A 21,722-nucleotide genomic window follows, 5' to 3' on the forward strand; every position below is an offset into this window, starting at 1 on the left:
GTGGCGCTGAAATATGGCTTCCGCGCCGACCAGCGGGTGATCAATTTCGTGCTGCGGCCGCGCTTTCAGGCGCTGACCGCCGAGTTGGAGGCGCGCGCGGCAACGCAGGGTGGCACCGCGACGCCGGGCGCCGAGTTCGACCTGCTGCGCATCACCAACAAGGGGCGCATCAATTTCCACGCCGAGTATAGCGAAACCTCCGCGCTGACCGAGGCGGAGCGCGGCGTTGCCTTTCAGCCCAATCTCTTCTCACTGCCCGGCAATGTGACCGGGATTGGGGGCGGCCAGATCGACCCGGCGCTGTCGGCACGGGTGGGGCAGATCGTGATGGTGGCGGCAGTGCCGGCCGCCGGCGCCACGCGGCCGACGACGCTCAACGATTTCGTCGCGACCGCCGGCCAGCCCAGCATCACCGATCCGACGCCGTTTCGCACCCTGCTGCCCGCCAGCCGCAATCTGAACCTGAACGGCATCTTCGCCACCACGATTCTGGGCGATGTTAGCGCGACCTTCAACGGCCAGCTGCAGGCAAGTGACAGCCGCGCGCAGTTCGGCCTGGCCGGTGTCACCCTGACGCTGCCGGGCGGCGCGCCGTTTTCGCCCTTTACCGGGCCGGTGCTGGTCAACCGCGCGCCCAGCGGCTTCCTGCCGCTCGGCCAGGCGAGCGACACGCTGACCGGCCATTTCGGCGCGACCTTCAACGGCAGTTTCAAGCGCTGGCAATGGACGCTGACCGGCACTTATGACCGCAGCGACACGACCACCTTCACCGATGCCGGGCTGGACGCAACCGCCTTTCAGGCGCGGCTGAACGCGCGCGACCCGGCGGCCAATCCCTTCGGCCCGCTGGGGCCGGCGCAGATCGACCAGCTTGCCGTCAACCGCGCCTTTTTGAGCGCGACGACGGGCGGCGTCGACCTGCTGGTCAATGGCAGCCTGTTCAAGCTGCCGGCCGGCCCCGTTGCCGCCAGCATCCGCGCCGGTGGCCAGTCGCAGACGATCGACGCCGATTCGGCCCGCTTCGGCGTGATCCAGTCGGCGCGGCTGGGCCGCTCGATCGCCAATGGCCAGATCAACATCGACCTGCCCATCACCAGCCGCAAGGCGGATGTGCTGCGCGCGCTGGGCAATCTGTCGGCCAATTTCAACCTGGCCTATGATGGGCTGTCGGACTTCGGCGTGCTGCGCACCTTGGGCTATGGCTTTACCTGGTCGCCGATTGACGCGATCCGCCTGATCGGTTCGTTCACCGATCAGGATCAGGCGCCCAGCGTCCAGCAGCTGGGCAATCCGGTGATCACGACGCCCAATGTCCGCGTCTTCGATTTCACGCGCGGGGTGAACGCCACCGTCGCGTTGGTGACTGGCGGCAATCCGTCGCTGACCGGTAGCAACCGCAACGTCCAGCGCTTCGGCCTGACGTTGCAGCCCTGGTCGAAAACCGACCTGGTGTTCACCGCGAGCTATACCGACACGCGCGTGCGCGGAGCGACGGCGAATTTCCCGAGCGCGACGGCGGCGGTCGAACAGGCCTTCCCCGACCGGTTCAGCCGCGACGCGGCCGGCCAGCTGTTCCGCATCGACACCCGCCCGGTGAACTTTGCCGAAACCAACAGCCGCCAGCTGCGCTGGGGGTTCAATTTCTCGGTGCCGATCAAGTCGAAGATCCAGAAACAGATCGAGGCTTTCCGCGCCGGCACCGGCCCCAATCCCTTTGTCGGCCTGCGCCCGCCGACGGGCAGCGTGTTCGGCGGCAATCCGTTCGCCCAGTTCTTCCAGCGGCCGCCGGGGCAACAGGGCCAGCCCGCGCCGCAGGGTCAGGGCCAGCAACAGGGCCAGGGTCAACAGGGCCAGCCCGCTCAGGGGCAAGCGGCGCAGGGTCAGGCCCCGGCACGGCCGCCGGGCGGCTTTGGCCCGCCGGGTGGCTTTGGCGGCGGGCGCGGGCCGTTCGGTGGCGGCGGTGGCCCCTTTGGCGGTGGCGGCCGGGGCGGCGGTCGCCTCCAGTTCGCGGTGTTCCACACCTGGTTCTTTGCCGAAAATGTGCGCATCGGCGCCAACGCTCCGCTGCTCGACCTGCTGAACGGCGACAGCGTGGCCGCCAACGGCGCCGGCCAGCCCGCGCATCTGGTGGAAGCGCAGGCGGGCTATAACAATAACGGCATCGGCGTGCGCCTGTCGGCCAACTGGCAGAGCGAGACGGTGGTGCGCAGCGGCGGCGGTGCGGCGGCCGGGCAGGTGCTGACCTATGGCAGCCTGGCGACCACCAATTTCCGCCTGTTCGCCGATCTGGGCCAGCGGCTTGACCTGCTGAAGAAATATCCCTGGGTGCGCGGCCTGCGGGTGGTGTTCAGCGTCGACAACATCTTCAACGCGCGCCAGCGGGTGACCGATCAGAACGGCGTCACCCCGTTCGCGCTGCAGGGGCCGTATCTGGACCCCGCCGGTCGCACCGTGCGCCTGTCGATCCGCAAGCTGTTCCTTTAACCGCTCTGGCAATTGGCCGCGATTGCGCTAGAGGAGCGATCATTACCTTTCTGCGACATCAAAGGCAGAGACACACATGCGCATTACGATGATCGGTTCGGGCTATGTCGGCCTGGTTTCTGGGGCCTGTTTTTCCGATTTCGGCCATGACGTGGTGTGTGTCGACAAGGATGCATCGAAAATCGACGCGCTGAAGCAGGGGCGCATGCCGATCTATGAGCCGGGGCTGGAATCGCTGGTCGCCGCCAATGTCGCTGCCGGCAGGCTGACCTTCACCACCAATCTTGCCGAGGCGGTGAACGGCGCCGATGCCATCTTCATCGCGGTCGGCACGCCGTCGCGGCGCGGCGATGGCCATGCCGACCTGACCTATGTGTTCGAGGCGACCAAGGAAATCGCCGCCGCGATTACCGGGCCGACGGTGGTCGTCACCAAGTCGACCGTGCCCGTCGGCACCGGCGACAAGGTGGAAGCCATCCTGCGCGATGCGCGGCCGACGGCGGATGTGGCGGTCGTCTCAAACCCCGAATTTCTGCGCGAAGGGGCCGCGATCGGCGACTTCAAACGCCCCGACCGCATCGTGATCGGCACCGATGACGAGCGCGCCAAGGCGGTAATGCGCGAAATCTATCGCCCGCTGTTCCTGAACGAGAGCCCCATTCTGTTCACCGGGCGCCGCACCGCCGAGCTGATCAAATATGCTGCCAACGCATTTCTGGCGACCAAGATCACCTTCATCAACGAAATCGCCGATCTGTGCGAGGCGGTGGGCGCCAATGTGCAGGACGTGTCGCGCGGCATCGGGCTGGACAACCGCATTGGTGCGAAGTTCCTGCACGCGGGGCCTGGCTATGGCGGCTCGTGCTTCCCCAAGGATACGCTCGCGTTGCTGAAAACGGCGGAGGATTATGAATCGCCGGTCCGCATTGTCGAGGCGGTGGTGAAGGTGAATGACAGCCGCAAACGCGCGATGGGCCGCAAGGTGGTGAGCGCGCTGGGCGGCGATGCGGCGGGCAAGACGGTCGCGCTGCTGGGGCTTACCTTCAAGCCCAATACCGACGATATGCGCGACGCGCCGTCGCTGGCCATCGTGCAGAGCCTGCTCGATGCCGGCGCGCGAGTGCGGGCTTATGACCCGGAGGGGATGGCGGCGGCCAAGGCGCTGATGCCCGAGATCGAATTTGCCGGCGACGCCTATGAAGCCGCCGAGGGCGCCGATGCAGTCGCCATCGTCACCGAGTGGGACATTTTCCGCGCGCTGGACCTGAAGCGGCTGGCCAAGGGGATGGCGACCCCGGTGATGGTGGACCTGCGCAACATCTACCCTCCGGCCGACGCGGCGCGCGCGGGCTTCACTTATTCGTCGGTCGGGCGCTGAGCCAAAAAATTCCCGCCTGGCCGGTGTGGCGCAGGCGGGAAGGTGACGGGCTCTGAATGGCGTGGGCGCCGGTCGCGCGAGATCAGTCGCGGCTGGCAAGCGTCGGGGTCTGGCGCCGGGCATGGGCGATCAGCGCGTCGCGGCGTGGCGCGACCCGACTGAGCGCAGCCTGCTGGCAGGCCCAGCGGCGGTTCATCGCGGCAAGCGTTGCCGGCGCATCGATCTCGCACACCGCGCTTGCGGCGCGCACCAGCCGCTGATCGAGCCGGCGGACACCAGCGGGCGTCGACAGATCGAGATCGGTGACGCGCACCGCAACTTCTGGCGTAGCTGCCGCGGTCTGGGCCTGGGCGGGGGCAAGCGGGGTCAGCCCCGCCGCGACGAGCGCGGCGGCGAGGGGGAGGACACGCATGGGTCTTTCCTTTCGTCTGGCCGGTGCCGAGCGGGGGATGTCTCGGGGCGGCGATCGTTGAAATAGCCCTGCTTGTCGCGGCGCAACAGCAACGATGTTGCGCTGCGGTTCTGCAAAAGTGCAGAAGGGGTGCCATGCTCGACTGGAACGACCTGCGCTATCTGATCGCCGTCTCGCGCGATGGCAGCACGCTGGCGGCGGGGCGGGCGCTGCGCGTCAGCCAGACCACGGTCGCACGGCGACTGGCGGCGCTGGAGGCGGCGCTGGGGCTGACGCTCGTCGAGCGTCAGCCCTCAGGCTATCGGCTGACGGCGGCGGGCGAAAGCCTGATCGACCATGCCCGTCGGATGGAGGAAGCGGCAGACGCGCTCGCCCATGCCGCCGCGGCGCAAGCGCGCAACGTGTCGGGCCTGGTCAAGCTCAGCACCGAGGAGATTATCGCCGTCACGCTGCTGGTGCCGATCCTGGGCGACATCGCCGCGCGCTATCCGGACCTGCGGATCGAGGTGGAAAGCACCGATGCGGTGCGCGATCTGGCGGCGGGTGAGGCCGACATTGCGCTGCGCAGCTGCACCGCGCCGGAAGGAGCGGGACTGGTGGGCCGCCGGCTGGGCGACGATGTCTGGTCCTTTTACTGCAGCCGGGCCTATGCGGTGGCGCACGGGCTGGATGACGCGCCGCCGGTGCTGGCCGAGCATCCGATCATCGGCGGGGGCGGTGCCGGGCTGTGGCGGCATTACCGGCCATGGCTGGAACGGCTGGGGCTGACCGGGTCGATCGCGCTGCATCAGGGATCGACCATGGGGCTGCTGGCGGCGGTGCGTGCGGGGCTGGGCTTTGCCATCCTGCCCCGGCTGCTGGCCGACAATGACCCCGAGCTGGTGCGCTATCCGCCCGAATCACCGCGTGGCGGGCGGGGGCTGTGGCTGCTCACCCATGAACGGCTGCGCCACACCCCGCGCGTGCGCGCAGTGCTGGACATCATCGCCGACCGGATGCCGCGCATGGTCGATTAGGGTTGTTTTGGGTTCGGTCGGAGCGGGGCACGCTCCTCCTCCCCTTCAGGGGAGGAGGTCGGGAGGAGGGGCCTCTATGCAGGGCGCGACGATGCCTGAGATGCCTCACCCCAACCCCTCCCCTGAAGGGGAGGGGCTTTGATTGGCGGCCATCGCCGCTTACTTGACCCCGACCAGTGCCAGCGTCGGCTGGCGGCGCGCGGCCTGGATCGCGGCGTCGCGCTGGGCGGCGACGTTGCGCAGCACCGCCGCACGGCACTGGCGCTGTTCGCGCATGCTGGCATGGGTGGCGGGCGTCGCGCCGCCGCACACCGCGTCCGCCGCCTGCCACAGGCGCCGGTCGAGCAGGTTGACCCCGCCGGGGCTGGCCAGGTCGAGCCCGGCGACGCTCACCGTCACCCGGGGCGTGTCAATGTCTTGGGCCTGCGCGCAGGCAGGCAGGGCCGCCGCCAGCAGGGCGGCTGCAACCAGCGTAATCCGCATGATCTTTTCCTTTGGCAGTGGTGGCGCCGTGATCGGCGAGTTCCCAGATACGATGTTGCGGTGCGGCAGTGTTAGACACAATGTCGCCCGACCATCGTGCAAAAATGCAGGGATGCAATTTTCCGGCGAGCCCCAATGCTGAGGTTGCGATGAACTTTGACTGGAACGACCTGCGCTATCTGATCGCGGTGGCCGACACGGGCAGCACGGCGATGGCTGCGCGCGCGCTGCGGGTAAACGCGACCACGGTCGCGCGGCGGCTGGCGATGCTGGAACAGGCGCTGGGGCTGACGCTGTTTGATCGCAGCCAGGGCGGCTATGCCCTGTCGGAAGCGGGGGCGGCGCTGCTCGACCAGGCACGCGGCGTGGCCAGCAGCACGGCTGCCTTTGCCGCTGCGGCCGAGGCGCGCCGGCGCGAAACCGGCGGCACGGTGAAGCTGACTACCAGCGAACTCTACGCCGTCACCATTCTGGTGCCCATTTTGCGCGACCTGACCGACCGCTATCCCGAGATCAGTGTCGAGCTGGACACCAGCGACGCCATTCGCGACCTGGCCGCCGGAGAGGCGGATATTGCCCTGCGCTCGCTGGAACGGTTGGAGGGGGCCGGGCTGGTCGGGCGGCGTGTCGTTAGCGAGCAATGGGCCTTTTACGCCTCGCGCAGCTACGCCGAAGCGCATGGCCTGCCGGGGGATGTCGTACAGCTGGGCACGCACACCATCATCGGTGGCGGCGGTGACGGGTTGTGGCAGGAATATAGTGCCGGTCTTGCCGCTTATGGTATCCGCGACGCTGTCAAGATGGTGCAGGGGTCGGTGCTGGGGCTGCTCGCGGCGGTGAAGGGCGGGCTAGGCGTGGCGATCCTGCCAGCATGGGTTGCCGATCAGGACCCCGATCTGCTGCGCTGCCCGATCCCCATCGAAACCGAGGATCGCGGGCTTTGGCTGGTCGCGCACGAACGGCTGCGAAACACACCGCGCGTGCGCGCGGTTCTGGATTTCCTGGCCGAGTGGCTGCTGGCACTGCGGCGCAACTGACCGGCGACGCTAAGCCGGGTCGATTACGCCGCGCAGCGAATTCATTACCGGTTCGGCCACAGCCATCACACCGCTGTCGACCAGGGGCGGGCCAGCCTGGGGCGCGTCGATCACGAAGGGCGTTACGCGGCCGCGTGTAGGGTCCGGGCTGAACCAGGGCGCGCCATCGGCCCCGTCATCGACCGCGCTTGGCGGCAGGCCCAGATGCTCGCTCCACAGCCTTTTCCTAAAGCGCTTGGCGAAGGTGTCGGTGATGTTCACTGTCTCGGCCGACTCCCGCCGGCTGGCCAGCGTCAGGGCGCTGCCGCCGCCGCTGACATCATCGAAGATGAAGGCGTCGATTTCGGAATCATGCTGATAGCCGCGCCGGTTGCAATTGGCGGAGCCGATCACGGCCAGCTCGTCATCGAACACCCAGCATTTGGAATGGACATAGCTGCCCGCGCCCAGGCTGACCAGCGGTGTGCCGGGCGGCATGTTGAGCTGGAACACGCGCAGCTTGTTGCGGATTGCCGCGCCATGGCGGCCGCGCACACGATCGATGAACTGGCGCCGATAGATGCGCGAGATAAACAGGTTACCCAGAGAGATTGGATTGCCTGGGATCAGGATCGTCACATGCTGCAATGAGTCGCGCGGCAATAGCCGGTTGAGCGCGTCGGCAGTGGCCAGATCAAACAGATACTGGTCCTCGATATAGATGAAGCTCTGCGTACTGGCGATGGCGCGCTGCAGATTCTCGCCGATGTCGCGCTGACGGGCGATGGCCGGTCCCTGCGGGCTGCGGCGGACCGGGTTAAAGGTGCGCGCAATCAGTATCGTGCAACTGCCCGGCGCGCTTGAATCAGCGGGTGCCGGATTGGGCACGGGCGGCGCGGGAATGTTGGTGATCGGATCGCCCAGCAGTGCGCCCTTGGCGGTATCGATCGCTGCCGATTGCGAATGATCCTTCCAGCGATCGACAAAGGTTGCCAGCAGGTGCCGCGCGGCGGGGCCGATGATGCGGCAATGGGTGTCGTGCTGCGGATCGCTGGCGGTGATCGATTCACGGCGCCCGTCGGGTGGGCAATCGACCCGGTCGGCCGGCATGCGGTTGGGGTTGAAATCCAGCCCGCCGCAATAGCCGATCAGCCTGGTGCCGTTCCAGATCACCAGCACTTTCTGGTGGTGCGCGCCAATGCGGCCGCGCGTCGCATCGCGGATGTCGCGTGCCAGATCGGCGATCATCCGGTCGAGCCTGGCCCCCGCCGCAGGATTGGCGAAGGTCAATCCCTCAACGATGGAGCGGAGCGCGGGGAGCAGCGTGTTGATCGCCGCTTCCACCTGCGCCTGAGTGACCGGGGTGGACGCACCGCTTTCATTGTCCAATATGCACGCGCCATTGGGCAGCGCGTTGATCCGGTCGCGCACCTGGGGCATCGCCAGTTGGGAGAACAGATTGTCCCAGATCAGCGCGCGCACCTGAACGCCGGCCGCCACCGCATTGGTCAGCAGCTTGTTGAGCGTGGTGTCGCAATCGCCCCGGATCAGCGGGAAATTGTCCCAGCAATCCCAGCCGAGCAGATAGATGAAGCTGCCGCGCCCCTGCGCGGTGCGGATGTCGGCGGCCATCTGGGCATAGGTTTCGGGGCCGTCGATCAGCGCCCTGACCGCATTCTGGGTTTCCAGCCCCGCCCCACCGCGCAGGATGCCGCCCCAGCGCGCCGGGTCGAGCGGGCGGAACACCACCGGGATGAACGGCCCCGGGCCTGGCCCGGGCGGCACCGGGAATGGCCCCGGCGGGATCGGGAATGGCCCCGGCCCCGGCGGCACCGGCGCATCGCCGCGTGCGAACTCGTCCAGCTTGGCCCAGGTGCGCGGGCCGATCACGCCGTCCCATTCCGCCGGCTGGCCGGGAAAGGCGCGCTGCTGGAACGACAGAGTGGCGCGGCGGGTGAGCGGACCGAACCGGCCATCGACGTTCAGCGGGCAGGCGTCGATCGGCGGCTGCATCGCCGCGCGCTGGTTGACGTCGACTCGGTTGAGCAGCCCTTGCGCCTCCGCCACTGACGGCCCGCTGGAGCCGAAACGGATGGTCCGCCGGGGAGGAGAGGGGGGTAGCGCTGGCGTCTCCACGCTTTCGCCCGCCACGGCGCGTGCGCGCAGCAGGCGGGTGCCCGGCAGCACCAGCTGATCCGGCCCCACCAGCCGCCGTGCGATCGGCACCGTCGCGCCGGGCTCCACCACGCCGACATAGCCGCCGGGCAGCGCGCTCTCGCTCATCACCCCGCGCTGGGCAAAGCTGGCTGCCGGGGCCAGCGCGGGATCGACCAGCGCCATCAGGCGCGGCAACCCGCCGATCAATTCGCGCAGCAGGATATCGCCGACGCGCGGTTCGCTGACCAGCGGCTGCCCCTGCCAGCCGATCACCTGCCACGCCGGATCATTGGGGTTGAGCGCCTGGGCGAGCAGCTGTGCCGGGTCGCTGGCGAGCAGCGCCGCCGGATCGTGCGGCTGCGCCTCGCCCGGGCGCGCCGGCGGCAGCGCGCGCGCGGCGGTGACGGCGCTGCTGATGTTGAGCGCGCCATAGCCGCGCCGTTCCTCTTCCGCCGGTGCGGCGTCCAGGCTGGTGAACAAGGTGCGGCGCAGCTGGCTGATCCGGCGGCGCCCGGCCGCTTCCAGCATCAGCGCGATCGTGCCGGCCACGTGCGGCGCGGCCATGCTGGTGCCGCTCATCCGGATATAGCCGGGCGCATCGGCCGGGTTGGCGCGCGATCGCGGCGCCAGAATGCGCACGCCGGGGGCGGAGAGCAGCGGCTTGCGCCGCCCGTCGCGGGTCGGGCCGACGCTCGAAAAGTCGGGCAGCGGGCGGGCCGGGTCGTGCGCGTCGAATGCGCCCACCGCAATGGTGCGCATCGCGTTGCAGATGCTGCCCGTGGTCGAGCTGGTCACCGCGATTTCGGGCGGGAACTGCCCCTGGCAGCGCGGGCAGGCGGCGTTGCGCTCGATCCAGGCGTGCCAGCGGCCATCGACCACGTCCACGCCCTCGATCTCGATCGCGTAATTGCCGGACGGGGCGGCGGGGTTCAGGAACAGATTGACCAGATTGTCGCCGTTATTGGGGTCGGCGCGGCGGTGATAGAGATGGCCGATGCTGGTGCCGGCGCGGTTGCGCACCGCCATGTCCGCGCCCAGCCGCGCCTGGGCCTGCGCGCCGCCTTCGCCGGTCATCCGCGCGGTCAGCTCGTCGGCGCCCTTGTACCAGATTTCGACCGAGACCGGCTGGCTGTCGCGCTGGCCAAGGGTGAAGGGCAGTCTGGCGCTGCGCCCTTCGCTCAGCCGGCCGCTGCTGTGCACCCGGCGCGAGAAATAATTGCCGGCGCTCTGCACCACGGCGGTGCCCTGGCGGTTGACGAGCAGCCAGTCGATCGCGCGTTCGATCAGCAAGGTGCCGTCATGCGGGCCGGCATGGCGGCCAAGGCTCATATTGATGACGAGCGGCCGGTCGCCGGCGGTGCGCACGGCAAAGTCGATCCCTTCGAGCAGCTCGACCGAGCTGCCCAGATCGGCCTCGCTGCCGCCGCCCAGATGGACGAAGATCAGCTCAGCCTCGGGCGCCACGCCTTCGGGGCCGCCGGCGCGCCCGCCGCCCGCCGCGATGCCCAGCACATGGGTGCCGTGCGCCTGTGCCGCGCATTGATAGCCAAGCGCGGTGAACGGATTGGCGGCGGCCAGCGCGCGGTTGATCGCGGCGCGATCATGCACCCGGCCATAGCCATAGGGGGCAGCCGCCGCACCGCCGCGCGGGCGCTGGTCCCACAGCGCCAGCAGCCGGGTTGCCCCGCCCGCATCGCGGAAATCGGGGTGCGCGAAGTCGAGCGACCAGTCGAGCACACAGATCACCGTGCCGCGCCCGCGCTCGGTGAGCCCCGAAGGGCGGCGCACATCATTGGTGGTCGGCGTGGGGTCGGACTCGGCATCCACGCCGGGCTCATGGATGTGATAGAGTTCGGCGGTATATTGGCGCGGCGCCTTCAGGCTGGCGATCGCCGGATGGGCATGGAGCGCCGGGATCGCCGAGCGGGCGCAGCGCGCGGTGACGATGGGGCCAAAACGCGCGACAATGCGCAGACTGGCCGGCGGATCGCCCGCGCGCTCGCGCAGGCGGGCGACAACCGCCACCTCGTCGCCGGGGCCATCCTCGGCGATCAATTCCCTCAGTGCGGGATCCATGCCTGTCCCTCCTTGCCCGGCCGGCGCCAGGCGGGGTTAGCTTGCCGATTTGGCCCGGGTGGTGCCCGCGCCGCCTGTGGCAGTGCCCAGTTGCTTGGCCAGCGTTTCCAGCGCCACCGTCTGCCGCTCGGTCTGCCGCCCGGCTTCGATCAGATGCTCGTGCATGTGGCGCATCTGCTCGTTCTGGTGATGGGCGTGCTGTTCCATGGCGGTGGTCAGCGCCTTGGTCTGGCTGCTCATCTCCTTGGCGACATGCGCGCCGACCTGGGCACCCACGGCATCGCCGATTTCCTTGCCCAGCGCCTTCACCACGACAACGGGATCGTCCGCCGGCGGGGTCGCGTTGCCATCCCCGTTCGGGCCTTCTCCCTTTGGCGGCTTGTTCTGGTCCGGGCCGCGCCCGTCATCGTTGTTGGGCACTACCGGCTTGTCCTGCGCAATCCGGATCAACGCCGTTGCGGCGAGCAGGCCGGGCGGGGTGAAGCCGAAACTCCCCATCACCAGGCCTGCCTTTGCCCCGGCATCGGGCACCCCTTGCGCGCGCGCCAACAGCAGGCCGCTGGCAAAGGCTCTCACATCCATCGTCATTTTTCTGCTCCCGTCGCGGGGTTATTTCTTGCCGCCGGCCAGCGCCATCACCAGCGCGAAGGTGGCAAAGCTGTTGTCGCCGCCGCCCAGAATGCCGCCGCCCGAGCCGCCGCTGGTGCCGGTCGTGCCGCTCGACCCGCCAAAGCCGCCCGAAAGCAGCAGGATCGGCAGCACTTTCGACAGTTGGTCGCCGCTGTCGACCACGACATTGTCGACACCGCCCACGGTCTGCGTGGTGGTCGAGCTGAGCAGCGGGATCAGCATCGCGATCTGGCGCGATTCATCCAGCCCGCGGCGCAGCGCGTCGGTCACATTGCGGCGCTCGGTCACTTCGCGGCGCAGCTCGGCGCGCAGCCGGCCGGCTTCGGTTTCCAGCGTGCGGGTGCGCCCGTCCAGCGTGCGGATCGCGCGTGCATTGGTGGCGATGCGCGCATCGAGCCGCTGGGCGGTTGCCTGCAATTCGGCCTTCGTTGCCCAACCCTGGCTGGCAGGGCGGGGAACGGGATTGCCCACGCGCGGCGTGGGCACAGGCCGCCAGTTGCGCCGGCGGTTCCGCTCGCTCGATTCGAACGATTCGCCCGCTTCGCTGCTGTCAAAGCTGTCCCAGCTTTCCAGATTCTCAATGTTCTCGCCACTTTCCAGCAGCTCACCGAAACTGTCGAAATTCTCGTACATGGCCAACATCCTCGCTTAGTGATGGCTTGCCACCGGGGTTGGTGGAGCCGGGGCAGGTTGGGGTTTCACGCCGAACACGCGCGCTCTGGCGGCGGGGTCGGGGCGCACCATGCCGGGGGCGCCGCGCCCGCGGCAGCTGGGGCACAGATCGTCATCGCCCCAGCACAGGCCGCACGCGCCGAGCGCTGCTGCGAGCAGGCTCAGCCGGTCGGTCGCCTCGCGGTAGCGGGTCAGCAGCCGGCGCCCCTCGCGCTTGACGATGGCAACCTGGCGCTGGGCATCGGCCAGCTGCTCGGCAAGGACAGTGATTTCCTCGCCCAGATCGGGGCCGGCAGGCTCGGGCACGATCGCGCGCGCCTGCATCATCTGCGCCAGCATCGCCAGTTGCGGGTTGGTGCGCTGCAGATCGGCCAGCATGGACTGGGCCGCGAGCGCGGGGTCAGCGGCATCAGCCATAGGCCTGTTCCGCTTCCCATTCCGGCATGCCGGCATGGTCCCAGCTTTCGCCGCCCCAGCCGGCATTTTCATAATCTTCGACCGACTCCGCGATCCACAGCTGCTCGCCCGCCGTCACGATGGGCGGTGCAACCGGGATCGGCGGCGGCGCAGGCTGGGTCGGCGGCACGTTGACCGTCACCGGCGGCCGGCCCGAATTCCAGATCATCGGCGACAGCGCGAGCAGGGTGAGCAGCGTGTCGGCACGCCCTTCGGCATCCTGGGTATCCGCACCCAGCGCCTCGCCCGCGCTTTCGATGAAGGCGGGCACGGCTTCGGCGCCGCCGGCAAATTCGGCCGCTTCGTGCGCGGTGCGGTTGGCCAGCGTGCCGAGCGCGCTCAGCAGCATGTTCACCGGCACCTGTTGCCCGCCGACCGGCACGCTCGGCCGACCGAACGAGCCCATCGCGCCCGAGGTGATCGCCTGAAGCAGTTCGGGCCGGGCCAGCAGCCCCATCAGCGCGTTGGCGCTGCCGCCGCCGGCACCGGGCAGGCCGGCGCCGCGCATCGTGCCGCCGCCAAGCGCGCCCAAGGCGCCCAGCGCACCCTGCGGGCCGCCGCCGCGCACCGTGGACAGCAAATTGGTCACCGAGCCGATGCCGCCGCCGATTGCGCGCGCGGTGGGATTGTTGACCTGCGACAGGATGCCGCCGGCGCCGCCGGCAATCGCGCCGGCGAGCGCGCCCCAAGGCCCCAGCGCCGCGCCCGACATTGCGCCCTGCGCGATCGATGGCAGGGCATTGGCGACGATTGGCGCGGCACGCTGGGCAAATTGGCCGATGCCGCGCGCGGCATGGCTCAGCCCCCGGCCAAGGTCCGAAAAGAAGGACTCGACCATCTCGGCATTGGCTTCCGGCCCATAAATGGTGCGCGCGATTGCATCGAGCTGCTCGACACTGGCCTCGGCATAGTCGGGCGCCAGGCTTGACCGGAACATCGGGAAGTTTTCAGCCATCATTCCTCTCCGTCATGCGCGGGCGGCGCGGGTGGCGCCGGGGTATTGCTCTCGTCGGGCCCGGGCGGGCTGCCGAGCCGGATGTCGACATGGCCGGCGACCAGTTCGGCCAGCCGCTCGACCGTGGTGAACGCCCCCAGCATCCGCCCGCCAAGCTCGGCAACGGTGCCGCGCAATACCGGGGGGCCATCAGCACGCGGTTCGAGCCAGGCGCGCACGATGATGGTCGCCGGCTGGCCGATGCGGTCGATGTCGCTTTGCTCACCCCTGGCTGCATCCTGGTCGTCCCCGTGCATGTCGCTCCGTGCGGGCAGCTCGTCGCCGAGTCGCAACAGGTTATGACGGGGTGCCTTCACGCCGCCGTCACCGGCGGATCACGCGCGTGTCACGGCGTGCCCAGCACCTGGTCGACCAGCGTGATCGCGCTCTGCATCGAACGCCGCGCCTTCAGCAGCGCGCTGCGCGCGGCAGGGGTGGCGCCGGGGGCCATCGCGAGGCCGCTGCCGTGCAGCGCCTCGGCCAGCGCCGCCGTCTCGGGCATCGGGGTGATGCCCAGCTCGCGCATCAGCGCGTCCTGGCAGGCATTATATTGGCGCAGCGCCAGGCCGCGATTGCCGGTGCGCGCATAGGCTGCGATCAGCAGCCTTTGGGCATCCTCGCGCAGCGGCTCGGCGGCGCAGATCGGGCGCGCGGCGTCGATCACCGCTGCCCAGTCGCCCGCGCGCTCGGCAAAACGGGCAAGCGCATAGAGGGCATCGAGCCGCAGGCAGCGCAGCCGCTCGCGTTCCAGCGCCGCCCATTCGGCATCGATCCCGCTCAGAAAGTCGCCGTTCGCGTTCAGCAGCAGCCGGATCGCGCGGCGGCGATAGTCGGTGCCGGGCAAGGCGCGTGCGCGCAGCACGAACCCGGCATGCCATTCCAGCCGCACGATATCGATCGCGCCGGCCAGCTCCGCCGGGATCGCCACCGACTCGCTGCCGATCGAAAGCGGCATGGCGGATGACTGAAACGCGGCCTTCAGCCGCCACAAAGCGGTTGCCAGGCACCGGCGCGCGGCCTCGTCCAGCATCCCCGGCCAGAGCATGCCGGCCAGCCGCGCGCGCGAAGCCTCGCGGCGGGGCTGTGTTGCGACAAAACCAAGGATTGGCCAGCATGCGGCCGGAATCGGCACTGCCGCGCCGCCCATATGCACCGCGCCATCGCCCAGCAGGAAAACCCGACACTTGACCAAGGCGCCCCCTCTCCGCCGAGCGCGGAACACCAGTTGCGTTAGCCGATCATGTCATACGCAATGTCAGAAATGCGACAATAAGCTCGCTGTATATGCAATAAGATACCAGTCTCTCTGATTCATCAAGTGCGGCATCGAAATAAAAATCGTGAATATCGCATTGAACATCTGGCGATCGCGGGCGATTTATTTCGCTATCGTAACTTGATCCAGGGCGCCCCGTCGGCGGCGTAATGTTGATTTGATTTCGCGGTCGTAACCGGCTTGCTCACCGCGTTGGCACGGCGCAAAAAAACGGTTCAGATACAGCCGCTTAATAGAAGGCGGAGAGCGTCAGCCGGCGTTCCTCGCCGCTGCACAGCGTCAGCGTTACCTGGCGGCCTGGCGTGCCGACCTGCCAGTCGGTCTGGCTGGGCAGGCCCTCGCCCGCGGCGGGCAGGCCGTCGACGCGACAGATCTGGTCGCCGCCGCGCCAGCCGCCCTCGGCCGCGGGGCTGTGCCGCATTACATGGATCACGGTCAGCCGGTCGCGGTCGATGCGGGTCAGCAGGCCGCTGGTAGAGCGCAGCGGCGGCACTGCGTCGCCCGTCGCCTCGGCCAGCACCATCCGCCCGGCGCCGGGGTCCAGCAGCACGCGGTGGCGCTGAAAGAAGCCGGTGCCGATCCGCCCGGCCATGCCGATCGCCTGCGAAAAACCGCCGGGCGGCTCCACCCGCAGCTCGATATTGCGCGCGACAAACCCGCCGACGGCGATTTCGGGCACGATGCCCAGCTCGCTTTCCTGCGGGCCCGCCAGGCCATAGCCGATGGTGGTGGTGAGCGTGATGCCGCTCACCCGCGCGCGCCGCCATGCATCCTGCGACAGGGTGGCCGCCGCCCCGTCGCCGGTATCGACCAGCACCGGGCGCAGCCGTTGCCCCGCCAGCGTCAGCTCGGTCACATAGACCTGCGGGTCGCGCGCGATGGTGAGCGGGGCGGTCGCGCCCGTGAAGGGCAGGCGTCCGGTTGGCAGCAGGCGGAAGCGTCGCGCCGGATAGTCGATGTCCAGCGCATAGCCGGCCAGCAGATCGCGCCCCACCAGCAGATCGGCAGCGGTGCCGTCGCCGGTGGCGATCGCGGGCAGCGCGGCAATGGTCAGCCCGCCGCCGGTGCGGCTCATCGCGCCGACCGCCACGTGGCGCGTCGCCGCCCAGCCGACCGCAACCGTGCCGCCAATCGCCTGCGCCCGCCCGCGCGGCACCACTTTCAGCCGGGCGCGCGCGGCAAAGCCAGGGGAGAGGGTGGAGTTGCTGACGCCGGTATCCAGAATGGCGCGTGCCGCCACGCCGTTGACGGCGGCGGTAAAGGCAATCTGGTTGCCGTCGGTCATGTCGAAGGCGATCCAGCGATCTTCGGCGTCGCGCGTCAGCTGGAACTGCGGCGCCACCGGCACCGGCACGGCGCCGCACAGCGGCAACATCAGGGCGATCAGCATCAAGCGCATCGTCGCCCCCGTGTTTATGCCGTTACGGCGCCGAAAGAAATTGCGGCGACTACGAGGGTTACAGACAGGCTTCGAGATAGGCCTGATCGAAGCCGAACTGGCGCGCCTTTTCCAGCGTATAGGGGCGCAGGCCCATGGCGCGATATTCACCGATGATCTTGCCGTCGGCGCTTTCGTCCAGATATTCGAACTTGAACAGTTCCTGCGTCACGATCACCGGGCCTTCCATGCCGATCACTTCGGTGATGTTGGTCACGCGGCGAGAGCCGTCGCGCAGGCGCTTCACCTGCACGATCAGGTCGACCGAGTCGGCGATCTGCCGGCTGATCGCTTCCTTGGGCACCTTGATGTCCGACATCATCACCATGTTTTCCATACGCGCGAGGCATTCGCGCGGGGAGTTGGCGTGGAGCGTCGCCATCGAGCCATCGTGGCCGGTGTTCATGGCAGCGAGCAGGTCGAAACACTCGCTGCCGCGAATTTCGCCGAGGATGATCCGGTCAGGACGCATACGCAGCGCGTTCTTCACGAGATCGCGGATGGTGATTTCGCCTTGCCCTTCCAGATTGGGCGGGCGGGTTTCCAGCGGCAGCCAGTGCGGCTGCTGCAGCCGGAGTTCGGCCGCGTCTTCGATGGTCAGCACGCGCTCGCCGGGGTCGATCATCTTCGACAGCGCGTTGAGCATCGTCGTCTTGCCCGAGCCGGTGCCGCCCGAGATGACGACATTGAACCGGCAGGCGCCGGCAATCTTCAGCGCGGTGGCCATTTTCGGGCTCATCGAGCCGAAGCCGGCCATCATGTCGAGCGTGATCGGCTTGGCGGAAAATTTACGGATCGAGATCGCGGTGCCCTTCAGGCTCAGCGGCGGCACGATCACGTTAACGCGGCTGCCGTCTTTCAGGCGGGCGTCGGCAAGCGGGGTGGTCTGATCGACGCGGCGGCCGACCGAGTTGCAGATGCGCTGCGCGATCTGGAACAGATGTTCCTCGTCGCGGAACTGGATATTGGCCAGCTCCAGCTTGCCCTTGCGTTCGACAAAGGTCTGGTTCGGCCCGTTGACCATGATGTCGCTGACCGCCGGGTCGTTCAGCAGCTCTTCGAGCGGCCCCAGGCCCAGCAGTTCGTCGACCAGCACCTTTTCCAGCGCGAACTGCTCGCGCCGGTTGAGCTGCAGCTTCAGCTCGGCCAGCACTTCGCCGATGATCGGGCGGAATTCCTCGACCAGCTCGTCCTTGTTCAGCGTGGCGGCGGCCTCGGGATCGACGCGCTCCAGCAGGCGCGGCAGCACCTGTTCCTTGATCTTGTGGATGGAGGCTTCGAAACCGTCCATCCGCGACTGGCCGGCCTCGCCAGAGGCGGCCTGACGGTCGGCCAGGCGCTGCATCGCCTCCAGCGTGCCGCTGTTGATGGCGGCGTCAACCTCGGGCACCACGGCGGAAACGGGGGGGAACTGCTCGGCGGCCAGATCCTCGGTCCGCGCCGGGCCGCCCTGCATCGGCTTGGCGACGCCGAATGCGGGCCGCGGGGGCACGGCACCCGTTCCCACACCACTGCGACGACCAAAAGCGCTCATTGACCCGTTTTCCCCATGATCGGGAACAGGCATAGCGCGCGAAGTTTTTATTTTTCCCTAACCGTAATCCGCACGAGGTGGCGCCCGCGCGGAGGGATCAGCCGGCCTGTTCGGCCAGGATGGTCAGGCCTTTCGCGTTCACCTCGGCAAAGCCGCCCTTCACGGGCAGCGCCTCGGGCTCGGCCTTGTCGGTTTTGTAGATGTGCAGATTGCCGTCGCGGATGGTGGACATCACCGGGGCATGGCCCTCCAGCACGCCGAAATCGCCCTCGCTGCCGGGGACGACGACCATGTACACGTCCTCGCTGCGGACGAGCTTTTCAGGCGTGACGAGTTCGAAGTGGAGCATTTCTCTATCCTCCCCTCCCGCTTGCGGGAGGGGCCGGGGGTGGGCGCCCGGCCTGTGTTCTGGAACTTCGTTGCAGATCGAGGGCCCACCCCCCGACCCCCTCCCGCAGGCGGGAGGGGGAGTAAATTACGCCTCCTGCGCCATCTTCTCGGCCTTGGCGATCGCTTCGTCGATGCCGCCGACCATGTAGAAGGCGCTTTCGGGCAGATGGTCATACTCGCCGTTCACCACCGCCTTGAAGCTGCGGATGGTGTCTTCCAGCTGCACGAACTTGCCCGGAATGCCGGTGAACACTTCCGCCACGTGGAAGGGCTGCGACAGGAAGCGCTGGATTTTGCGCGCGCGGGCAACGGTGAGCTTATCCTCTTCCGACAGCTCGTCCATGCCCAGAATGGCGATGATGTCCTGCAGCGACTTGTACTTCTGCAGCGTGGACTGCACCGCACGCGCCGTGTCGTAATGGTCCTGGCCAACGACGCGCGGCTCCAGCACGCGGCTGGTCGAGTCGAGCGGGTCAACGGCCGGGTAGATGCCCAGTTCCGAAATCGCGCGGTTGAGCACGGTCGTCGCGTCAAGGTGCGCGAACGAGGTGGCCGGCGCCGGGTCGGTCAGGTCGTCGGCGGGCACGTAGATCGCCTGCACCGAGGTGATCGACCCCTTGTTGGTGGAGGTGATGCGCTCCTGCAGCGCGCCCATGTCGGTCGACAGCGTCGGCTGATAGCCCACGGCCGAAGGGATGCGGCCGAGCAGCGCCGACACTTCCGAACCCGCCTGCGTGAAGCGGAAGATGTTGTCGACGAAGAACAGCACGTCCTGCCCTTCGACATCGCGGAAATATTCGGCGATGGCGAGGCCCGACAGCGCCACGCGCGCACGCGCGCCCGGCGGCTCGTTCATCTGGCCATAGACCAGCGCCACCTTCGAACCTTCCGAAATCGCGTTGCCATCGGCATCCTTGGCGATGACGCCCGCGTCGAGGAATTCGTGGTACAGGTCGTTGCCTTCGCGAGTGCGCTCACCCACGCCGGCGAACACGCTGGTGCCGCCATGCCCCTTGGCGATGTTGTTGATCAGTTCCTGAATGAGCACGGTCTTGCCGACGCCGGCGCCGCCGAACAGGCCGATCTTGCCGCCCTTGGCATAGGGGGCGAGCAGGTCGATCACCTTGATGCCGGTGACCAGGATCGCCGCTTCGGTCGACTGGTCGACAAATTCGGGGGCCTTGGCGTGGATCGGCGCGCGCAGGTCGGTATCGACGGGGCCACGCTCGTCGATCGGCTCGCCGACCACGTTCAGAATGCGGCCCAGCGTCTTGGGGCCGACGGGCACCAGGATCTGGCTGCCGGTGTCGGTCACGGTCTGGCCGCGCGTCAGCCCTTCGGTCGAGTCCATGGCGATGGTGCGCACGGTGTTCTCGCCCAGATGCTGCGCCACTTCGAGCACCAGCCGGTTGCCGTTATTGTCGGTCTCCAGCGCCGACAGGATCGCCGGCAGCTTGTTTTCGAACGTCACGTCGACGACCGCGCCGATCACCTGCGCGATGCGGCCTACATTGTTGGTGGTCGCCTTGGGGGCGAGAGTGTCTGCGGCAGTAGCCATCGTTTCTTCCTTGCCTTCGTGCTTCGCTTACAGGGCTTCGGCGCCCGAAATGATTTCGACGAGTTCGGTGGTGATCGCCGCCTGGCGAGCACGGTTATACTGGATCGACAGGCGCTTGATCATGTCGCCGGCGTTGCGCGTCGCATTGTCCATCGCGGTCATCTGCGCGCCGTAGAAGCCGGCATTGTTCTCCAGCATCGCGCGGTAGAGCTGGATCGCGATGTTGCGCGGCAGCAGCTCGGCCAGGATCGCTTCCTCGTCGGGCTCATACTCGACCGACGCGTCGCTCGCGGGCGCGGCACTGGCCGACAGCGGCACCGGGATGATCTGCTGCACCGACGGCTCCTGCACCAGTGCCGAGCGGAAGGTGGAATAGAACAGGTGCGCGACGTCGAACTCGCCCGCCTCGAACCGCGTGATCAGATGGGCGGACAGCGCATGGGCATCGGCAAAACCGGGCGTGCGCACCGCGCTCATGTCGCGGTCGGTGTGGATCATGCCGGGGAAGAAGCGCGCCAGCACCCGCGCCTTGCGGCCGACCAGATAGAAGCGCACCGTCTTGCCCTGCGCGATCAGCTCGTCGGCGGTGCGGCGCGCCAGTCGCACGATGTTGGTGTTGAAGCCGCCCGCCAGCCCGCGTTCGGAGGTGGCGACGACGAGCAGATGCACCTGCGCCTTGCCGGTGCCCGACAGCAGCCTGGGGCTCGACGCGCTCACCGTCACCTTCGCGGCGAGCGAGGCCATCACCGCTTCCAGCCGCGCGGCATAGGGGCGCGCGGCGACCGCGGCGTCCTGCGCGCGGCGCAGCTTGGCGGCGGCGACGGTCTTCATCGCCTTGGTGATCTTCTGCGTCGACTTCACCGAGCCGATGCGGATTTTGAGGGCCTTAAGCGATGCCATTTAGTTCGTCACCATTCCCAGCCTGCCGTCATGCTGAACTTGTTTCAGCATCCATTTCTCCGCTCGCGACGCCTTTGCCGCTTGCGCCATGGACCCTGAAACAAGTTCAGGGTGACGGCGTGTGCGTGTCAGTAGCTATGCAATTGCCTCAAGCAAACGTCTTGCCGAACGCGGCCAGCGCATCCTTCAGCTTCGCCCGCGTGTCATCGCTCAGGTCGCGCTTGTCGCGGATGTCGGCCAGGATGTCGGCGTGGTTGCTGCGGAAATGCTGCAGCATCGCCGCTTCATAGCGGGTGACCGCGTTCACCGGCACCGGATCGATGAACCCTTGCGTGCCGGCGAAGATCGACACCGTCTGCTCCTCGAAGGGCAGCGGGTTGAACTGCGGCTGCTTGAGCAGCTCGGTCAGGCGCGCGCCGCGGTTGAGGAGCTTCTGGGTCGAGGCGTCAAGGTCTGAGCCGAACTGCGCGAAGGCCGCCATTTCGCGGTACTGCGCCAGCTCCAGCTTGATGCTGCCCGACACCTTCTTCATCGCCTTGGTCTGCGCGGCCGAGCCGACGCGGCTGACCGAGAGGCCGACGTTGATCGCGGGGCGGATGCCGGCGAAGAACAGGTCGGTTTCGAGGAAGATCTGCCCGTCGGTGATCGAGATCACGTTGGTCGGGATATAGGCCGACACGTCGCCCGCCTGCGTCTCGATGATCGGCAGCGCGGTGAGCGAACCCGCGCCGTTCTCGTCGTTCATCTTCGCCGCGCGCTCCAGCAGGCGGCTGTGCAGATAGAACACGTCGCCCGGATAGGCTTCGCGGCCCGGCGGGCGGCGCAGCAGCAGCGACATCTGGCGATAGGCGA

At 68.1% G+C, this 21,722-nt stretch carries 18 protein-coding genes and 1 pseudogene; 4 read left to right on the forward strand and 15 right to left on the reverse strand.

Annotated features, from left to right (window positions below):
• Both K2Y03_RS11275 and K2Y03_RS11280 read left to right on the forward strand, forming a co-directional pair.
• Positions 1 to 2,484: TonB-dependent receptor (locus tag K2Y03_RS11275; RefSeq protein WP_294090792.1), on the forward strand; the 2,484-nt coding region annotated here is incomplete at its 5' end.
• Between the two features lie 76 nt (positions 2,485 to 2,560).
• Positions 2,561 to 3,862 (forward strand): UDP-glucose/GDP-mannose dehydrogenase family protein, encoded by a 1,302-nt coding sequence (locus K2Y03_RS11280; RefSeq protein WP_294090793.1) that lies wholly within the window; start codon positions 2,561 to 2,563, stop codon positions 3,860 to 3,862.
• A gap of 82 nt (positions 3,863 to 3,944) precedes the next feature.
• On the opposite strand, the gene K2Y03_RS11285 is transcribed toward K2Y03_RS11280, so the two are convergent.
• Positions 3,945 to 4,274 carry a UrcA family protein gene (locus tag K2Y03_RS11285; protein WP_294090794.1) on the reverse strand — a complete coding sequence of 110 codons (330 nt, stop codon included), beginning with the start codon at positions 4,272 to 4,274 and terminating at the stop codon, positions 3,945 to 3,947.
• Between the two features lie 134 nt (positions 4,275 to 4,408).
• Here K2Y03_RS11285 and K2Y03_RS11290 point away from each other — a divergent pair, with 134 nt between their 5' ends.
• Complete coding sequence (locus K2Y03_RS11290) at positions 4,409 to 5,290, forward strand: LysR family transcriptional regulator (RefSeq protein WP_294090795.1); 882 nt, start codon at positions 4,409 to 4,411, stop codon at positions 5,288 to 5,290.
• A 159-nt stretch (positions 5,291 to 5,449) separates the two neighbouring features.
• Here K2Y03_RS11290 and K2Y03_RS11295 read toward each other — a convergent pair whose 3' ends face one another.
• On the reverse strand, positions 5,450 to 5,773 hold the full coding sequence (locus K2Y03_RS11295; protein ID WP_294090796.1) for a UrcA family protein: 324 nt from the start codon (positions 5,771 to 5,773) through the stop codon (positions 5,450 to 5,452).
• A gap of 149 nt (positions 5,774 to 5,922) precedes the next feature.
• Here K2Y03_RS11295 and K2Y03_RS11300 point away from each other — a divergent pair, with 149 nt between their 5' ends.
• Positions 5,923 to 6,810, forward strand: a complete 888-nt coding sequence (locus K2Y03_RS11300; RefSeq protein WP_294090797.1) for a LysR family transcriptional regulator — start codon at positions 5,923 to 5,925, stop codon at positions 6,808 to 6,810.
• Positions 6,811 to 6,819: 9 nt separating this feature from the next.
• On the opposite strand, the gene K2Y03_RS11305 is transcribed toward K2Y03_RS11300, so the two are convergent.
• The 13 genes and pseudogenes from K2Y03_RS11305 to K2Y03_RS11365 all read right to left on the reverse strand — a co-directional run.
• Positions 6,820 to 11,022 carry a S8 family serine peptidase gene (locus tag K2Y03_RS11305; RefSeq protein WP_294090798.1) on the reverse strand — a complete coding sequence of 1,401 codons (4,203 nt, stop codon included), beginning with the start codon at positions 11,020 to 11,022 and terminating at the stop codon, positions 6,820 to 6,822.
• A 36-nt stretch (positions 11,023 to 11,058) separates the two neighbouring features.
• Positions 11,059 to 11,610, reverse strand: coding sequence for a hypothetical protein (locus tag K2Y03_RS11310; protein WP_294090799.1), 552 nt, complete (start codon positions 11,608 to 11,610; stop codon positions 11,059 to 11,061).
• 21 nt (positions 11,611 to 11,631) lie between these two features.
• A complete protein-coding gene (locus tag K2Y03_RS11315) occupies positions 11,632 to 12,285 on the reverse strand; it encodes a hypothetical protein (protein ID WP_294090800.1) in 654 nt (217 codons plus the stop codon).
• Between the two features lie 15 nt (positions 12,286 to 12,300).
• Positions 12,301 to 12,741 (reverse strand): hypothetical protein, encoded by a 441-nt coding sequence (locus K2Y03_RS11320; protein ID WP_294090801.1) that lies wholly within the window; start codon positions 12,739 to 12,741, stop codon positions 12,301 to 12,303.
• Complete coding sequence (locus K2Y03_RS11325) at positions 12,734 to 13,735, reverse strand: hypothetical protein (protein WP_294090802.1); 1,002 nt, start codon at positions 13,733 to 13,735, stop codon at positions 12,734 to 12,736. The genes K2Y03_RS11320 and K2Y03_RS11325 overlap by 8 nt, the downstream gene beginning before the upstream one ends.
• A complete protein-coding gene (locus tag K2Y03_RS11330) occupies positions 13,735 to 14,031 on the reverse strand; it encodes a hypothetical protein (RefSeq protein WP_294090803.1) in 297 nt (98 codons plus the stop codon). Before K2Y03_RS11330 ends, K2Y03_RS11325 begins: the two co-directional genes overlap by 1 nt.
• Before the next feature lie 89 nt (positions 14,032 to 14,120).
• Entirely contained in the window at positions 14,121 to 14,966 is an 846-nt protein-coding gene (locus tag K2Y03_RS11335) for a BTAD domain-containing putative transcriptional regulator (RefSeq protein ID WP_294090804.1), read from the reverse strand.
• A gap of 313 nt (positions 14,967 to 15,279) precedes the next feature.
• Positions 15,280 to 16,449 (reverse strand): aspartyl protease family protein, encoded by a 1,170-nt coding sequence (locus tag K2Y03_RS11340; protein ID WP_294090805.1) that lies wholly within the window; start codon positions 16,447 to 16,449, stop codon positions 15,280 to 15,282.
• A 58-nt stretch (positions 16,450 to 16,507) separates the two neighbouring features.
• Complete coding sequence (locus tag K2Y03_RS11345) at positions 16,508 to 18,022, reverse strand: CpaF family protein (RefSeq protein WP_294090806.1); 1,515 nt, start codon at positions 18,020 to 18,022, stop codon at positions 16,508 to 16,510.
• A gap of 97 nt (positions 18,023 to 18,119) precedes the next feature.
• Positions 18,120 to 18,371 carry an ATP synthase F1 subunit epsilon gene (locus tag K2Y03_RS11350; protein WP_294090807.1) on the reverse strand — a complete coding sequence of 84 codons (252 nt, stop codon included), beginning with the start codon at positions 18,369 to 18,371 and terminating at the stop codon, positions 18,120 to 18,122.
• Positions 18,372 to 18,497: 126 nt separating this feature from the next.
• A complete protein-coding gene (atpD, locus tag K2Y03_RS11355; protein ID WP_294090808.1) occupies positions 18,498 to 19,970 on the reverse strand; it encodes a F0F1 ATP synthase subunit beta in 1,473 nt (490 codons plus the stop codon).
• 27 nt (positions 19,971 to 19,997) lie between these two features.
• On the reverse strand, positions 19,998 to 20,870 hold the full coding sequence (locus K2Y03_RS11360) for a F0F1 ATP synthase subunit gamma (RefSeq protein ID WP_294090809.1): 873 nt from the start codon (positions 20,868 to 20,870) through the stop codon (positions 19,998 to 20,000).
• Positions 20,871 to 21,018: 148 nt separating this feature from the next.
• Positions 21,019 to 21,722: pseudogene (locus K2Y03_RS11365) on the reverse strand (F0F1 ATP synthase subunit alpha); the annotation flags it as partial.

The sequence above is a fragment of the Sphingomonas sp. genome (assembly GCF_019746015.1).
GTDB lineage: Bacteria > Pseudomonadota > Alphaproteobacteria > Sphingomonadales > Sphingomonadaceae > Sphingomonas.

Coding starts and splice junctions, on each gene's coding strand:
- K2Y03_RS11325 (WP_294090802.1), bottom strand. CDS start 13,735: ATGGCTGAAAACTTCCCGATGTTCCGGTCAAGCCTGGCGCCCGACTAT.
- K2Y03_RS11345 (WP_294090806.1), bottom strand. CDS start 18,022: ATGAGCGCTTTTGGTCGTCGCAGTGGTGTGGGAACGGGTGCCGTGCCC.
- K2Y03_RS11305 (WP_294090798.1), bottom strand. CDS start 11,022: ATGGATCCCGCACTGAGGGAATTGATCGCCGAGGATGGCCCCGGCGAC.
- K2Y03_RS11295 (WP_294090796.1), bottom strand. CDS start 5,773: ATGCGGATTACGCTGGTTGCAGCCGCCCTGCTGGCGGCGGCCCTGCCT.
- atpD (WP_294090808.1), bottom strand. CDS start 19,970: ATGGCTACTGCCGCAGACACTCTCGCCCCCAAGGCGACCACCAACAAT.
- K2Y03_RS11320 (WP_294090801.1), bottom strand. CDS start 12,741: ATGGCTGATGCCGCTGACCCCGCGCTCGCGGCCCAGTCCATGCTGGCC.
- K2Y03_RS11330 (WP_294090803.1), bottom strand. CDS start 14,031: ATGCACGGGGACGACCAGGATGCAGCCAGGGGTGAGCAAAGCGACATC.
- K2Y03_RS11310 (WP_294090799.1), bottom strand. CDS start 11,610: ATGACGATGGATGTGAGAGCCTTTGCCAGCGGCCTGCTGTTGGCGCGC.
- K2Y03_RS11350 (WP_294090807.1), bottom strand. CDS start 18,371: ATGCTCCACTTCGAACTCGTCACGCCTGAAAAGCTCGTCCGCAGCGAG.
- K2Y03_RS11285 (WP_294090794.1), bottom strand. CDS start 4,274: ATGCGTGTCCTCCCCCTCGCCGCCGCGCTCGTCGCGGCGGGGCTGACC.
- K2Y03_RS11360 (WP_294090809.1), bottom strand. CDS start 20,870: ATGGCATCGCTTAAGGCCCTCAAAATCCGCATCGGCTCGGTGAAGTCG.
- K2Y03_RS11280 (WP_294090793.1), top strand. CDS start 2,561: ATGCGCATTACGATGATCGGTTCGGGCTATGTCGGCCTGGTTTCTGGG.
- K2Y03_RS11290 (WP_294090795.1), top strand. CDS start 4,409: ATGCTCGACTGGAACGACCTGCGCTATCTGATCGCCGTCTCGCGCGAT.
- K2Y03_RS11300 (WP_294090797.1), top strand. CDS start 5,923: ATGAACTTTGACTGGAACGACCTGCGCTATCTGATCGCGGTGGCCGAC.
- K2Y03_RS11340 (WP_294090805.1), bottom strand. CDS start 16,449: ATGCGCTTGATGCTGATCGCCCTGATGTTGCCGCTGTGCGGCGCCGTG.
- K2Y03_RS11315 (WP_294090800.1), bottom strand. CDS start 12,285: ATGTACGAGAATTTCGACAGTTTCGGTGAGCTGCTGGAAAGTGGCGAG.